At 55.3% G+C, this 14,549-nt stretch carries 11 protein-coding genes; 8 read left to right on the top strand and 3 right to left on the bottom strand.

Annotation, left to right across the window (positions count from 1 at the left end):
• Positions 1-25: 25 nt before the first annotated feature.
• The gene (locus SNR34_RS24025) at positions 26-1,780 is read right to left on the bottom strand and encodes a glycoside hydrolase family 13 protein (protein ID WP_486180367.1); all 1,755 of its coding nucleotides are present in this window, start codon (positions 1,778-1,780) and stop codon (positions 26-28) included.
• A gap of 228 nt (positions 1,781-2,008) precedes the next feature.
• Entirely contained in the window at positions 2,009-3,511 is a 1,503-nt protein-coding gene (locus SNR34_RS24020) for a carboxypeptidase M32 (RefSeq protein ID WP_486180366.1), read from the bottom strand.
• Between the two features lie 251 nt (positions 3,512-3,762).
• Between SNR34_RS24020 and SNR34_RS24015 the strand changes: the two genes are divergently transcribed.
• The 8 genes from SNR34_RS24015 (at position 3,763) to SNR34_RS23980 (ending at position 13,340) form a co-directional block, all read left to right on the top strand.
• Positions 3,763-5,364: an ABC transporter substrate-binding protein gene (locus tag SNR34_RS24015; protein ID WP_486180365.1), complete on the top strand. Its 1,602-nt coding sequence runs from the start codon at positions 3,763-3,765 to the stop codon at positions 5,362-5,364.
• Positions 5,365-5,453: 89 nt separating this feature from the next.
• Entirely contained in the window at positions 5,454-6,404 is a 951-nt protein-coding gene (locus SNR34_RS24010; RefSeq protein ID WP_236415632.1) for an ABC transporter permease, read from the top strand.
• Between the two features lie 41 nt (positions 6,405-6,445).
• Complete coding sequence (locus SNR34_RS24005; protein WP_486180364.1) at positions 6,446-7,369, top strand: ABC transporter permease; 924 nt, start codon at positions 6,446-6,448, stop codon at positions 7,367-7,369.
• Entirely contained in the window at positions 7,347-8,366 is a 1,020-nt protein-coding gene (locus tag SNR34_RS24000) for an ABC transporter ATP-binding protein (RefSeq protein WP_486180363.1), read from the top strand. Before SNR34_RS24005 ends, SNR34_RS24000 begins: the two co-directional genes overlap by 23 nt.
• A complete protein-coding gene (locus SNR34_RS23995; RefSeq protein ID WP_486180362.1) occupies positions 8,350-9,333 on the top strand; it encodes an ABC transporter ATP-binding protein in 984 nt (327 codons plus the stop codon). The genes SNR34_RS24000 and SNR34_RS23995 overlap by 17 nt, the downstream gene beginning before the upstream one ends.
• 45 nt (positions 9,334-9,378) lie before the next feature.
• Positions 9,379-10,617, top strand: a complete 1,239-nt coding sequence (locus SNR34_RS23990; RefSeq protein ID WP_486180361.1) for a M20 metallopeptidase family protein — start codon at positions 9,379-9,381, stop codon at positions 10,615-10,617.
• Entirely contained in the window at positions 10,610-12,409 is a 1,800-nt protein-coding gene (locus SNR34_RS23985) for a M28 family peptidase (RefSeq protein WP_486180360.1), read from the top strand. Before SNR34_RS23990 ends, SNR34_RS23985 begins: the two co-directional genes overlap by 8 nt.
• Positions 12,410-12,581: 172 nt before the next feature.
• Entirely contained in the window at positions 12,582-13,340 is a 759-nt protein-coding gene (locus SNR34_RS23980) for an SDR family NAD(P)-dependent oxidoreductase (protein WP_236415640.1), read from the top strand.
• A gap of 65 nt (positions 13,341-13,405) precedes the next feature.
• Here SNR34_RS23980 and SNR34_RS23975 read toward each other — a convergent pair whose 3' ends face one another.
• Positions 13,406-14,338: a LysR family transcriptional regulator gene (locus SNR34_RS23975; RefSeq protein ID WP_486180359.1), complete on the bottom strand. Its 933-nt coding sequence runs from the start codon at positions 14,336-14,338 to the stop codon at positions 13,406-13,408.
• Positions 14,339-14,549: the final 211 nt, after the last annotated feature.

Below are 14,549 nucleotides of genomic sequence, written 5' to 3'. Positions count from 1 at the left end.
TTGGGTTAACGTTGAGCCGAATACACTAGACTTCAAGTTTGAGCAGGCGGAAATCAAGCCCTTCCAACGCTATATCCAGCGTCGACGTTTCCGAGGTCAGCACTTCGCCGCTAAATGCATCGCGCCAGCTTGCTTCTTCCGGCATGGGCAATTGCAGCACCCGAGGCGACTCGGCGGCATTCATCAGCAAGCGGAAATGTTCGTGGCTCCCGTCATCGGTGCGTTCGATTATGATTGCGGCATCTTTTTGGGCGGCGTGCACGATGCGCCAATGGGAGCCGCGCAGCGCCGAATGGGTTTTGCGCAGCGTGATGATCCGCGTGTAGAAGTCGAGCAGATCGCGGTTTTGCCGGGTTTCGTCCCATTCCATGCATTTCCGGCATCCCGGATCGTAGCCGCCTTCCAACCCGACTTCGTCGCCGTAGTAGATGCATGGTACTCCCGGGTAGGTCAACAGCAGCAGGACGGCAAGCTTCATGCGCCGAACGTCGCCCTCGCAGACCGTCAAGAGGCGCGGCGTGTCATGGCTGCCCAGCAGATTGAAGGCCGCCTCCGTGACGGATTGCGGATAAGCCGCGAGCAGATTTCCGATCTCTCCGGCGAAGGCAGCTCCGTCTAATTTGCCATGGACCGCATAATCCAGCACCGAATTGGTAAAAGGGTAGTTCATGACCGCATCGAACTGGTCCCCTTGCAGCCACATGATGGAATCGTGCCAGATCTCGCCGAGGATATACGCGTCCGGCTTGATGCTTTTGACCGTATCCCGGAACTCGCGCCAGAAGCGGTGATCCACTTCGTTCGCCACGTCCAGCCTCCATCCGTCGATGCCGATTTCCTGCACCCAATACCGGGCGACCTCAAGAAGGTAGGCTTTGACTTCGGGGTGCTCGGTGTTGAGCTTAGGCATGATCGGTTCGAAGGCAAACGTATCGTACGTCGGAATGCCGTCCTCGATTCGCAGCGGCCATTCGCGCACATGGAACCATCCGGCGTATGGCGAAGCCTGGCCGTTTTTCATTACATCGACGAAAGGCGGGAAGTCTCTTCCCGAATGGTTGAACACCGCATCGAGCACCACCCGAATGCCGCGGGCATGACATACATCCACGAGCTCCTTAAGCTTGGCATTGGTGCCGAAATGAGGATCGACCCTCAAATAATCGGCCGTATTGTATTTGTGGTTGGTGCTGGCCTCGAACACCGGAGTAAAGTAAATGGCGTTTACGCCGAGCTGGTTCAAATGGTCGAGGTGGTCGATCACTCCCTGCAAATCTCCGCCGAAGAAATTGGTCGGCGTCGGTTCGCCGCCCCACGGCTCCGCATCTTCGGGGCTGATGGACGGGTCGCCGTTCGCGAAACGCTCCGGAAAAATCTGATAAAAGACAGCGTCCTTCACCCATGCAGGCGCCTGGAAAATGTCCGCCGGATTCAGGAAAGGAAAGTCGTAAAATTCCAGCGGGTTTTCGGGCAGCTCGGTTTCGAATCCCCGTTCGGTCATCCAAATCCGTTCGCCGTCCTGCTCCAGTTCGAACCCGTAGCGCAGTCTCCGATATGGAGGCTGCACTTCGATTTGCCAGTAATCGAACAGCTCGTCGCTGGCGAATTTGCGCATTGGAAGGGTATGGGCGGTGCGTTCCCAAGCGTATTTGTCCCCGATGACGGCGGATACCTGATCCAGATCGTCACGTCCGGTTCGCAGGCGGATATGCAGGGTGTTGCGATCATAAGCATAAGACCAGTTCAAGCGTGCACGATGATAAATAGCTTCAAGCTGCATTACACATTCACTCCTTGGATGGAATAGTGGTGGTGCAAATCAGGCCAGAAAACGCAAAAAAGGCACAACCTCCAATGTTCGCGAGGTTGTACCTTTCGGCAACATAGCCTTTAAATTATGTCATTATTATACAGTCGGACGGAGGAAAAGGGAAGCCGTAAAATGATAAATTTTTTCCCGAAAAGAAATCATTTCCGGTTGTGTTTTGCTGCATTGGGTTTGTTGCGCTCACAACGAATATAACCGTTCGTATTTCTCGGTCAAATAACGAATCAATGGAGCGGTATCAATGCCTTGTCCCGTAATAGCGTGAATGAGTTCGTCAGCGGAACGCGATTTGCCGTATTGCTGGACATGCGTTGCCAGCCATTCGAGGATCGGTTCAAGTCGGTCTTCTTCGACCAGTTGGTCGTAGTCGGAAAGGTCTCGGCGGATCGCTTCATGAAGCTGCGCAGCGTAGACGAAACCGAGCGTATACGAAGGGAACAGTCCAAACCCGGCAGACCAATGCCCGTCCTGCAGAATGCCCTCCAGATGGGACGGCGGACGCACGCCGAGATATTCCTCGTACTTGTCGTTCCAGGCTTCAGGCAATGCATCGTAATCGACTTCCCCGGCAATGATAGCCAGTTCCAGTTCGTATCGAATGATAAGGTGCAGGTTGTAGGTCAGCTCGTCCGCCTCGAAACGGTTCAGCGAAGGCCGTACGGCGTTCAGAGCTAAATAAAATTCGTCCAGCTCAACATTGGCGAACGGGTCCGGCTGCAATTGCTGCAGGCCTGGATAATGGTTCTGCCAGAAGCCCTTGTGCCTGCCGATAAATTTTTCGAAAAAGATGGATTGGGATTCATGTATGCCGTAGGAGGTAAAGATGCCAAGACCGGTATGGATCAATTCGGGATCGATATGCTGGGTATAGAGCGAGTGGCCGCCTTCGTGGAGCGCGCTCCATAATGAAATGCGCACGTCATTTTCTACATATTTCGACGCCACCCGCGCGTCATGGGGGGTAATGGCTGAGCTAAAAGGATGTACCGTTGCGCCGAATTTACCGGCATCGAAGTCGTATCGTATTGCATTTAACAACTGTATTCCAAGCTGTTCTTGTTTATCCAACGGAAACGGCCGAGTGAAGATGGATGTGTCCGGCTGTCTTGGCGCGGAGGTTACGCGTGCAATCAGGGGCAACAACGCCGATTTCAATTCTCCGAAGATACGGTTCAAGGTTCGGGCATTCAAATCGGGATCGAATTGCTGCACCAGCGCATCGTACGGATGCTCGTCATATCCCCAGTAGGAAGCAAATTTCAGGCTGAGATCGAAAATGGATTTCAGATGGGGGGCGAACAGGGAAAAATCATTGGCTGCCCTGGCTTCGAGCCAGGCTACGCTTGCGAGTCCTTGCCGATCTACGAATGCTCGATATTCCTCCACAGGGATAGCGCTCCAGCGCGTAAAAGCTCTGCGATGCTCTCGTACAATCCGCTTCGTGAGATCATCCGCATGTTCATCAGACTCTGCTTCTTCCAAAAGCTTGCCGAATTCCGGGTCCCTTTGTAATTTGAACAATTCTTCGGCAAGTGTACCTTTGGCACGTGCGGCGTGGATCGCGCCTTTGCGCGGCGCACCTGTTCGGGCATCCCAGTTCAGCAGGGTGAGCACCTGTTTGTAATGTTCGATTTTTTCGATATGTTGAAGCAATTTCGGATGCAGGTTCGTGATCGTTGGCATCGGTCAAGCTCCTTTCCCATAATCAGGATAAATTTTCAAGTATCTTAGCATCCGGCGTTTGTGGGTGTAAACGAAATCGACCCACTTTGTGGATTAACAAAAAATGAATTCATAGTTTATAAATGCTTATTTTACAAAACGCAGGCCTCCGTTTAGCCTTAGATTAAATTTCACTAATCCGACAAGTTAAGTCGTGATTATCGTTCCTGTCGGGCCTTACCCATCGGGAAGAATAGAAAGGGGATTGTCTTATGAAAAACAAATGGAAACCTTCGCTGCTCTTGATCCTGATCGTGCTGCTGCTAGCCGGCTGCGCTTCGGGAGGTCAGGGGCAAACGACGCAGGGAGCAGCTGCGTCCGGGAATGACGCACCCGCATCGGCCGAAGGCGAGGCCAAGCAAGGCCAGGTGCTGAATATCGGATATCCGACTCAGCCCGTGACGCTGGACGCCCACATTTCCTCCAATACGGCCGTAAAGGACGTGTCCCGCGAAATTTACGAACAATTGGTTACGCTGGACCAAAACGCCCAAGTCATTCCGCTATTGGCCGAGTCCTACGAAGTTAGCGAGGATCGATTGACGTACACGTTCCATCTTCGCCAAGGCGTGAAGTTTCACAATGGCAAGGAACTCCAAGCCGAGGATGTCGAGGCTTCGTTGAATCGCTGGATCAGGTTGTCCAGCCATGGGAAAGCCAATTTTGTCGGTGCCGTTGCCAAAGCCAAAGACGAATATACGGTGGAGCTTCAGTTGAAAACGCCGTTCTTGCTGACGCTGCAGCTGTTGGCCGACCCCATTCCGGCTGCTGCCATTTATCCAAAAGAGGTGGTCGAAGCGGCCGAGGATACGGGCATTAAAGAGTTCATCGGCACAGGGCCTTATCAATTGGATGAATGGAAGCAAGATCAGTACATTCACCTGAAGAAGTTCGATGATTACAGTGCGCGAACCGAACCGGCCGACGGTGCGGGAGGCAAGAAGGAAGCGATCGCCAGCGATCTCTACTTCCGCTTCGTGACGGATGAGTCCACGCGGTTGGCCGGGATTGCTTCCGGGGAGTACGACATTGCACTCAACATTTCGGTGGACAATGAGCAGCAGGTCGCTTCGAATCGGGATCTGCAGACGTATCTGAGTCCGGGCGGTCTGATCGCTTACTTCTATAACAGCCAGAACGGCCTGTTTCAGAACGTAAAGCTGCGTCAGGCGGTCAACGCGATCCAGAATGCGGACGACATCCTGACATCGACGTTCCGGGACGAGCAATTTTATGTCAAAACATCCTCCCTGGTCCTGCCGGAATTCCCGAACTGGTACTCTGAGAAAGGCAAGGAAGCCTATAGCCAGGCGAATGCCGAGAAAGCCAAGCAGCTATTGCAAGAAGCGGGATACAACGGGGAGGAGATTACCATCTTCACCACTCGTGATTACGTGGACCAATACAATGTGGCCGTCGTGCTCCAGCAAGAGCTTGAATCGATCGGGGTGAAGGTGAAGCTCGATGTGTACGATTGGCCTACCTTGCAGGAGAAGCTTGCGACAGGAAAGGGATGGGACATCTATCCGATGAGTTATGCATTCCGGCCAACGTTCTACCAGTATTCGTTCTGGGGAGGGGCGGCTGGGCTGCTGAAGAGCGAGAAGCTGGATGAGCTTCTTCAAGGCATTCGAACTGCTTCATCGGTGGAAGAAGCACGTCCGTTGATCGATGGACTGCAACAATTTGTATGGGACGAGGTGCCCTTCTCCATCATTGGGCACTCGAAACAAATTACGGCGCTGTCCAAAAACGTTCAGGGATTCCAAAACATCCTTGGACCGATTTTCTGGAATACGTCCAATACCAAGTAAAAAAGGCGGCAAATCGGCAGCCCAAGCTGCGGCGCATTCACGCATAAGGGCTGCCATTCTGCTTGCTGATGCGAAGCGGGGGGATTTGATTGGGAGGATACATGGTTCGCCGATTGCTTTCGCTGGTGCCTGTGCTGTTCGTCGTGGCGGTGGTCGTGTTCTCTATCATCCATCTGACGCCCGGCGATCCGGCGGCGATTCTGCTGGGTGAGGAGGCAACCCAGGCCGACATTGACGAAATGCGAAGCCGGATGGGACTGGATCGCCCGATTTACGAGCAATTCGGCATTTGGCTGCTGGGCCTGCTCTCCGGCGATTTGGGACAATCCGTTTTTCTGGACAAACCGGTTGTGCAAGCTTTCGTGGAAAGGTTGGGACCCACGTTGTCTCTTGCCATCCTTGCCCAGATCATCGGTATTGCGCTGGCATTGACGCTAGGCATCACTGCGGCTAGACACAGAGGCGGCATCGTGGACCAATTCGTCATGGGGTTCTCGATGTTAGGCATCTCCATACCAAGCTTTTTGCTCGGCTCCCTGCTGGTCATCCTGTTCGGGGTCAAGCTGCAATGGCTTCCCGTTGCAGGATATCAACCTCTGGAGTCAGGCTTGTGGTCACACCTGAAATACTTGCTGTTGCCCGGCATTGTGCTGGGCGTAATCCAAGCTGCCCTGATCGCACGCATGACGAGAGCGTCCATTTTGGACGTGCTGTCGGAGAACTTCATCAAAACGGCCAAAGCCAAGGGTGTAAAGGAAAAATGGATCATTTACACACATGCGCTCCGGGTTGCGTTCATTCCCATCCTGACCGTCATCGGCGAATCCTTTGGCGGTCTCGTCACAGGTGCAGCCGTCATCGAAACGCTGTTCAATATTCCGGGCGTGGGGCAATTGATCGTCAATTCCATCAGCCGCCGTGACTACACGGTTATTCAGGGCTCGGTGCTGCTCGTGACCGTGGCATACGTATTCGTGAACTTGATCGTCGATTTGTTATACGGCGTGGTTGATCCGCGCGTTCGTCTGAATAAAAAATAATTTCATCGTCATTAATTTTGACTACAAAAGGAGGAACGCCTATGTCGGCGAATTCGGGAGCCGCCCTGGCCCCGGCCGGGCTCCGCTCCGCCACGAACCGGCGCTTGGCCTTCAAGCGCATCACGCATAACCGCCTACTGGTGACGGGGGCGTTCATTCTGTTCCTGCTCTTGCTGCTCATTAGCTTCGGGCCGCTTCTGACACCATACGGCCCGTTGGAGATTGATCCGGTCAACCGCCTGAAAGGGCCCAGTCTGGCTCATCCGTTCGGCACGGACAACTTCGGTCGCGACGTATTCACCCGCGCGGTGTACGGACTGCGCATTTCGGTCATCGTGGGATTGGCGGTGACGGCCATCTCGTCGCTGATCGGCATGCTGATCGGATTGCTGTCGGCCAGTTACATGCTGTTGGACCATATCCTGATGCGCATCTGCGACGGGTTGTTCGCGTTTCCTTCCATCTTGCTGGCCATTTCGATCATGGCTGCACTCGGACCGCGTCCGGTGAATGTCGTCATCGCCTTAAGCATCATTTTCATTCCATCCGTGGCGCGAATCATTCGGGCCAAGGCGCTTGTGGTCAGGGAACTGACCTACATCGAGGCGTTGCATGCCCAAGGGGCAAGCCGTTGGCGGATCATCTGGATCCATATGGCTCCCAACACCTTATCGCCGCTCATCATTCAGGCTACGTTCATTTTTGCGGTATCCATTCTGACGGAAGCGTCGCTCAGTTTCCTTGGTGCGGGCATCCCATCGCCTGCGCCGAGTCTCGGAAACATGCTGTTCGACGGCAAAAACGTCATCTATAACGTTTGGTGGATGACCGTGTTTCCCGGCAGCTTCCTGCTGCTGGTCGTACTCGGCCTGAATTTGTTCGGCGACGGGCTCAGGGACCTGATGGACCCGCATGCACGCAAGGCGAAAGGAGGGAAGCGCCGTGGAAAAAGAGCCGCTGCTTGACGTACGGGACTTGAAAGTGTCCATTGCTACCGAACGAGGAACCATTCATGCGGTGGATGGCATCACCTTCCGCGTTCATGCGGGAGAGACGCTTGGCATTGTAGGTGAATCCGGTTGCGGCAAAAGCGTCACCGCCGAATCGATCCTACGACTGTTTGACGAAAAGGCCGTACGGTACGGCGGAGAGGTCCGCTATGAGGGAACCAACTTGCTTGCGTTGTCCGGGCGGGAGATGGAGCGTATTCGAGGCAACGACATCTCGATGATTTTCCAGGACCCGATGTCTTCCTTGAGTCCGGTGCATACCATCGGCAAGCAGATTGCCGAAAGTTTGAGGCTCCATCGGGGGTTACGAGGCAAAAAGGCAAAAGAAGCGGCGGTGGAATTGCTGCGCAAAACGGGCATTCCGTCCCCGGAACATCGCGTTGACGAGCACCCGCATGAAATATCGGGCGGCATGCGGCAGCGCGTCATGATCGCGATGGCCTTGGCTTGCAATCCCAAGCTGCTCATTGCGGATGAGCCGACTACGGCGCTCGATGTCACGATTCAGGCGCAGATCCTGGATTTGATCTCCAGCTTAAAGAATGAAAACCGCATGGGCGTCATCCTGATCACGCATGATCTGGGGGTCGTCGCCGAAACATGCTCCAGAGTGGCAGTCATGTATTTGGGGCAAGTCGTGGAGGAAGCGGATGTGGATGACCTGTTCTTCAACCCCCAGCATCCGTACACGTCGGGGCTGATGAGCTCCATCCCCCGGATTGACGGGGATCGCAGCGAGAAGCTGCATGTCATCGAAGGTACGGTGCCCTCCCTCCACCATGTTCCGGCCGGTTGCCGGTTCGCCTCCAGATGCGCGCATGCCAGCGAACGCTGCCTGAAGGAGACCCCGCCCTTGAAGGGCATCGGGGAAAATCATAAAGTGCGCTGCTGGTATCCGGGTATCGCAGCGGCGACGCAGGAGAGGGGGGAGGAATATGAGCACATTGTCTGAGGAGCAGCCGCTGCTGCATATCGACGGATTGACCAAACATTTTCCGGTGAAATCGTCTCTGGGCAGAACGACGGGCCAAGTCAAGGCTGTGAACGGTGTATCTTTTGACGTCTATGCCGGGCAGACCTTCGGACTTGTGGGCGAGTCGGGCTGCGGCAAAAGCACGCTCGGCCGAACGATCCTTCGATTGATCGAGCCGACGTCCGGAAACGCCGTTTATGACGGTACGGACATTTTCGGCCTAGGCAGAAGCCAGCTTCGAAGTTACCGCCAGCATATGCAGATGGTATTCCAGGACCCGTACACTTCGCTTGATCCGCGCAAGCGCGTTGGTTACACCATTGAGGAGCCATTGCTGATTCACCGCAAAGGCAGCAAGCGGCAACGGACCGAGAAAGCGTTGGAGCTGCTGTACAAAGTAGGTTTCAACGAGGAGCATTACAGTCGTTATCCGCACGAGTTCTCAGGCGGACAGCGCCAGCGTCTGGGCATTGCCAAAGCGCTGGCGCTCGATCCCAAGCTCATCATCTGTGACGAGCCGGTATCGGCGTTGGATGTCTCCATCCAATCGCAAGTCATTAATCTGCTGGAAGAAGTGCAGCAGGAGAGCGGCATCGCGTATCTGTTTATTGCGCATGATCTGAGCGTGGTACGACACATTGCCGATCGGATCGGAGTGATGTATTTGGGGCATATGGTCGAACAAGGACCGACGGAAGAACTGTTTGCCGATCCGCTGCATCCGTATACAAAATCACTGCTGTCGGCCGTGCCCGTGCCGAATCCGCGCCTGAAGAGAGAGCGGGTCGTCTTGAGCGGAGAAATTCCTTCTCCGCTGAACCCGCCGTCCGGATGCGTGTTTCACACCCGCTGTCCCTATGCGATGGATGTGTGCAGAGCCGTCGTGCCGGAAAATCTTGCCGTTGCCCCGGGCAGGGAGGTACAGTGCCACCTTTATCAACACTGACCCGTTCTGAATGTTATATAGAAGAAAGAGAAGGAGGAGTATGATATGAGCTTTGCATGCGTTGCCGAAAAGTGGAAGGATGAAGCGATCCGGCTGCGCCGCCAGTTCCATCAGCATCCTGAACTGGGACATCAGGAATTCGAGACGGCCCGAACCGTTGCGGAGTTTCTGCAGGGAGCCGGTCTGGAAGTGCGGACCGGCGTCGGCGGCACGGGTGTCGTTGGGCTGCTTCATGGAAGCAGGCCGGGAAAGGTGCTGGCACTGCGGGCAGACATGGACGCACTACCGATGGAGGAAAAAACAGGCTTGCCCTTCGCCAGCCTTATTCCGGGGGTGATGCATGCCTGCGGACATGACGTACACACGGCTATTCTATTAGGCACGGCCGCGGCGCTGAGCGAATACCGCGAACATTTGCATGGCACGGTGAAGTTCATATTTCAGCCTGCCGAGGAAGTGAGAGGAGGCGCAACCGACTTAATCGCAGACGGTGTGCTGCACAACCCGAAGGTGGACGCCATTGCGGCCCTTCATGTATGGCCGAACTTGCCTGCGGGAACGGTTGGTATCCGAAAAGGACCGATGCTGGCTGCGGCGGACGCGTTCGATATACGCATTACGGGCAAAGGTGGCCATGCTGCTTATCCCCATCAGACCGTGGATGCCGTCGAGATCGCGGCCCAGGTCATCAGCGCTTTGCAGACGATCGTGTCCAGAAATGCTTCGCCGCTCGATTCCGTCGTATTGTCGATTACGAAGCTTCAAAGCAACAGCAAGGCGTACAATATCATTGCCGATGAAGTGCTGTTGGCGGGCACCGTCCGCACGCACCGCACCGAAACGCGCGATGCGCTGCCGGAGCGTATCCGGCAATTGGTTCAGCGCGTTGCCGAAGGCTTCGGGGGACAAGCCGAATTGACGTATTATCGGGGAGGCTCGCCCGTCGTAAACGACGATCGGTTCGTGGACGTGATCCGTCAGGCCGGAGAGGCCATCGTGGGGCGGGAAGCTGTCGTTGAACTGCTGGAACCCTCCATGGGGGCCGAAGATTTCGGGGCTTATCTGGAGCATGTGCCGGGTGCGATGTTCCGCTTGGGGACCGTATCGGCGGAAGACGCCAGGTCACAGCTGCCTTTGCACAGCGATTCGATCATCTTTGACGAGCGCGCGATCGTCACGGGCATCGCGATCCTTGGGGAAACGGCGCTACGCTACCTTGGAGGGAATTCGCAGGACGACCTCGTCATCGGGGTGGCCGGAAAGGTGGGCGATGCCCGTGACTGAACGGAAACCACCGATCGGGAAGGCAGGAACGGGGTATTGGACGGAGCGAGAAAGGGAAAAGGAACAGGCTGAACGAGTGCGCCAGACAGCGCTGGAAACCATCCTCGGCAGCATTGATGCTGGCTGTTTGACCGTATATAACGAAAACGTGGCTAAGGAAATACGTCTCTCAGGCTCGGCTGAGGAATTGCGTGCCTTCGAGTACATCCGTGATACGCTGGAGGGTTTCGGGTTGGAGCCAAAGCTGGAATTCCACGACGCGTTCATCAGCTTGCCAGGACACGCGGAACTGATCGTGGGCAGCGTCGCTTACGATGCCATTACGCATGCCATGTCGGCATCGACCGCGCGGTTGGACGTACCGCTTCAATATGTGGACGCGCAGGCCATCGGCGATCATGAGTTCAACGGAGGCGCTGCCGTTGTGCACGGCTTGGCGAACTGGACCGTGTTGGACCGACTTCAGCAGCAAGGAGCGAGCGCCGCGATTTTCATCAACAACGGGACGTACACCCATGAAATGATCGTATCGGCGGTATGGGGCAACCCTGCGTCTTTGGAAGACAGATACCCGGTTATTCCGGTTCTGTCTGTCAACCGGACGGATGGTGAACGAATCAAAGCCCAGCTGGAAAGCGGAAACGATGGCATCGTTCACGCTGTGATCCAGACGGAAGTAACGACCGGCTGGCTCCCTATTCCGACGTTGACGGCGGAAATCCGCGGACAGGCGGAGCCCGAGCAGTTCATTCTGTTCAGCGGCCATGTGGATTCCTGGCATTACGGCGCCATGGATAACGGTTCGGCCAATGCCGTCATGCTGGAGACGGCCCGCGTGCTCTCGTTGTACCGGGAACGTCTGCGGCGAAGCGTCAGGCTGGCCTTCTGGTCCGGCCATTCGCACGGCAGGTATGCAGGCTCTGCGTTATACAGCGATTTGCATTGGGAAGAGCTGTACGAGAATGGCGTACTGCACGTCAACATCGACTCGGTGGGTGCCGTTGGCGCGGTTAGCCTCGGTGCAGCCAACACGATGGCGGAGACGCGCTCCTTGTGCGCAGACGCTGTCCGCGTCGTCACGGATGAACCCTTCCGCGGGTCGCCTTTCGGCCGAGCTGGTGACCAATCTTTCTGGGGAGTCGGCTTGCCATCGGTCTTCATGGGTTTGTCCTACCAGCCCGACGGTTGGTTCGGCTGGTGGTGGCATACCACCGAGGATACGCTCGACAAGCTGGACCCGGCGCATCTGGTACGCGATTGCAAAGTATATGCCGCTGCCATCTACCATGCCGCATCCGCGCCGATCGTGCCCATCGACCAGCGTGAAGCCGTTCATGCCCTGCAGGACAGGGTGAATGCCTATGCCAAACTGGCGGGAGAGCACCTCGACTTTGGACGCATCGAGCTTCGGCTTCGGCAGCTTGACCAGACGGTGGACGCATTCTATCGGTTGGTTGCTTCGGTCTCGCCGGGGTTGTCCGAACCGGGCCTTCGGGTTGCGAACCGGGTTGTGCTGGGACTCAGCCGCATATTGGTGCCCCTCAATTATGTCCGGGGCAGCGTGTATGGGCATGATCCGGCGATCAGCCAGCCGCTCGTACCGGCATTGGCGGATGCCGAGCTTCTGGCAGCATCCACTCCAGGCAGCGATGTTTATTATCGGTTGCGAACCGGGTTGGTGCGTGAAATGAACCGGTTCGGCCATGAGTTGAAACGAGCGGAACATTTGGTTGCTGCCGGAATGGACGAGTTGGAGAAAGCGGAAGCTCCCGCACATGTCGGGAACCATTGAATTCGGGAAAATGGGTGAAGAACATGCGGGAATGTGATCATCGTCGAGGTGAACAGGACGAAGAGGCGCGACTCGTCGATTTCAATCCGGCAAGCCTGGGCTTTGTAAAAGGATGAAGGGTTGCCCGTTGCGGGCATGAAACAACATAGATGATAAAAAGGAGTACGGATGCATGCCAGATCATCGATTCATTGGCAAAAAAGTAGTGATTACCGGGGCGGCAGGCGTGTTCGGCCGCTGGATTGCACGTGCTTATGCCGCTGAAGGAGCAAGGCTGTTTTTGACGGATCTACGCGAGGAGCCGTTGCGAAATGCTGCTTCTTCGTTGGAGGCGGTGGAGGTTCATACGCATGCGGCCGACCTTACCGACGAGAGCTCTGCGGACGGGTTGATCGCAGCGGTACAGCAGCATTGGGGGGCGCCCGATATCGTTATCAATAATGCGGGTATCTATCCATATCGGACATTGATGGAGATGGACCTGAAACAATGGAACGAGACGCTGGACCTGAATCTGGCCGCCCCGTTCCTGTTGACCCAGCGTTTTGCCAAACGGATGATCGAGAACGAAGTGCCGGGTTCGTTTATCAACATTAGTTCAGGGGCTGCCAGCACGGCTGGCGTAGGTATGGGTAATTATTCGGTCTCCAAGGTTGGTTTGGAAATGCTGACCAAAACGTTTGCGCTGGAGCTGGCCCCGTACCATATTAGAGTGAACGCGGTAGTTCCCGGTTACGCTCCGGGCAGCGAGGTAAGCGTGATGACGGAAGAGCACACGGAAATGATGATTCGTATTACGCCGCTTGGTCGCACTTCGGGGCCGGATGACGCGCCGCAAGCCATTTTGTATCTGACATCGGAACAGGCCAGCTTTATTACAGGGGCTGTGTTAACGGTGGATGGCGGACGTACGGCAGGGAGACTAAAGTAGGCTGAATTAGGCCGCACTGCCTTCAAGCCCGAACGCTAAAAAACTGCGGCACTGAGCCGCAGCTTTTACTCTGCCCGCGCGATCGGCGCCGGGGGCTGAAATTCGGGAATATGCAAATGGCGTTGCAGCAACGCGGAGCGAATATCCTGCATCAGTTTTGTCCCCGCAGAGCCTATGGGCATGTTGCGTTTGCGCAGAATGCCGACAAGCGGTCCGACGTTTAAATCTGATAGTTTTCTTATCGTTGTACCCGGAATTTCGGGAGCAATCGTTCCCACCGGAGCGATCGTGATCCCCAGTTTCGCTTGCACGTAGTACTTGTGCGATCGGATATTGCTGATTTCAATGGCCTGATAATCGTTTCCGATGTGTTCTTTCAACAGTTGTTCGATGCGGATCCGGATGGGGCAATTGGGAGGCGTGAATAACAGATGGTGGTCCTTCAGGTCTTTAAGACGGACTTCATTCATTTCGGCAAAAGGGTGGTCCTCGTATACGAGCAGTGCCATCGGCTCAAACAGCAGCGGGTGAAACTCGGTATCCAGGCTGGCTTCCGGTGAAGGGCAAACGGCGAAATCGAGCTGCTCGTCAATCAAAAGTTCGTTCAGCAGCTTGCTGTCCCCGATGCGAACGTTTAGTTTGACTTTGGGATGATGCGCCCTGAATGCGGAGAGGATGGCTGGCAACCGATGGCTTGCCGTAGGCTCCGAAACGCCTAACCGTACATACCCTGCTTCGCCTTGTTGAATATCCGCAATGGTATGTGTCAGGAAATCGTATTCCCTCAGCAGCATTTCGGCACGTGCATAGAATATTTTCCCCGCTTCCGTCAGCTCGATCTTTTTGCCCCGATGAATCAGTTTGGCGCCGAGATCGGCTTCAAGCTTCTGCATGTGCAGCGTAATCGCTGGCTGAGAATACTGCAGCGCTTCTGCGGCCTGCTGGAAGCTGCCCAGCTTCACGATGGTCTGAAAGGTTTTGATCATTCTCATTTCCATGGCATACACCTTTCTTTTTATATCGAGTTTGGATGCATGACGGCATTGTGACGGGCGTTGCTTGTTAAGTAGTATAGCATAGTTCCTCCTGGATTTGGTAAGCTTGTCTGCATGCGTACGGATAGATCGAATTCGTTTCGGAAGGGATGTCCTGGATGCAGATGGCTGTGGAATGTGCACGGCGTAACTTTTAGGCGTTCAGAGACTCTGA

The sequence above is a fragment of the Paenibacillus sp. XP01 genome (assembly GCF_057364885.1).
The sequence above is the reverse complement of the archived record's forward strand: the minus strand, read 5'-3'. Positions and strand labels throughout refer to the sequence as shown.

Coding starts and splice junctions, on each gene's coding strand:
- SNR34_RS24020 (WP_486180366.1), bottom strand. CDS start 3,511: ATGCCAACGATCACGAACCTGCATCCGAAATTGCTTCAACATATCGAA.
- SNR34_RS24005 (WP_486180364.1), top strand. CDS start 6,446: ATGTCGGCGAATTCGGGAGCCGCCCTGGCCCCGGCCGGGCTCCGCTCC.
- SNR34_RS23975 (WP_486180359.1), bottom strand. CDS start 14,338: ATGGAAATGAGAATGATCAAAACCTTTCAGACCATCGTGAAGCTGGGC.
- SNR34_RS23980 (WP_236415640.1), top strand. CDS start 12,582: ATGCCAGATCATCGATTCATTGGCAAAAAAGTAGTGATTACCGGGGCG.
- SNR34_RS23990 (WP_486180361.1), top strand. CDS start 9,379: ATGAGCTTTGCATGCGTTGCCGAAAAGTGGAAGGATGAAGCGATCCGG.
- SNR34_RS24015 (WP_486180365.1), top strand. CDS start 3,763: ATGAAAAACAAATGGAAACCTTCGCTGCTCTTGATCCTGATCGTGCTG.
- SNR34_RS23995 (WP_486180362.1), top strand. CDS start 8,350: ATGAGCACATTGTCTGAGGAGCAGCCGCTGCTGCATATCGACGGATTG.
- SNR34_RS24025 (WP_486180367.1), bottom strand. CDS start 1,780: ATGCAGCTTGAAGCTATTTATCATCGTGCACGCTTGAACTGGTCTTAT.